We start from the raw sequence: 712 nt of genomic DNA on the forward strand, positions 1-712 counted from the left end.
GATCAGCATGCCGCGGTGAATACGTTCCCAGGCCTTGTACACACCGCCCGTCACACCATGGGAGTTGGATTCACCCGAAGGCAGTGCGCTAACCGCAAGGAGGCAGCTGACCACGGTGGGTTCAGCGACTGGGGTGAAGTCGTAACAAGGTAGCCGTAGGGGAACCTGCGGCTGGATCACCTCCTTTCTAAGGATATCGGCAGAAAGCGCTCGATGGTTCGCCATTGAGAAGAGCTTCTTCCATTCCAAAGAACATTTGCCGCCGTCCTCATGTCCCTTCATCACTAGGTTAAGCGCAAGGCGCGAGACGAAATAGCGCAAGCTATTTCGCACGTCGCCAAGCTCGGCCAGCGCAGTTAAGCGCGCCCACAAGGCGCAGCTTTGCTGCGACTGACGGGCGCGCGAGCGAGGCATGGGCCTGTAGCTCAGTTGGTTAGAGCGCACCCCTGATAAGGGTGAGGTCGGTGGTTCGAATCCACCCAGGCCCACCACTTTCGCGCTTTAAAAGAGTATGGGGCCTTAGCTCAGCTGGGAGAGCGGTTGCTTTGCAAGCATCAGGTCATCGGTTCGATCCCGATAGGCTCCACCACTCGCCACCAAAACCTAGAGATGAAGAGAAAACTCTTCCGCTTCGGCGGAACACGCGGGGTTAGCCCCGCCTTATTTGACATTGTGAATGGGTTCTTAAAATCGATGCCGTGATATCGGCGTT

The 712-nt window shown here is 56.7% G+C and carries 2 tRNA genes and 1 rRNA gene; all 3 read left to right on the forward strand.

The features are described 5' to 3' along the window. Positions 1-187, forward strand: a 16S ribosomal RNA gene (locus EAH76_RS23760); the annotation flags it as partial. Positions 188-414: 227 nt separating this feature from the next. Further along, positions 415-491 (forward strand) — tRNA-Ile (locus EAH76_RS23765). Between the two features lie 22 nt (positions 492-513). Continuing rightward, positions 514-589: transfer RNA gene (locus EAH76_RS23770), tRNA-Ala, on the forward strand. The last annotated feature ends 123 nt before the right edge of the window (positions 590-712 follow it).

It is taken from the genome of Sphingomonas glacialis (assembly GCF_006439055.1).
Lineage (GTDB): Bacteria > Pseudomonadota > Alphaproteobacteria > Sphingomonadales > Sphingomonadaceae > Sphingomonas > Sphingomonas glacialis_A.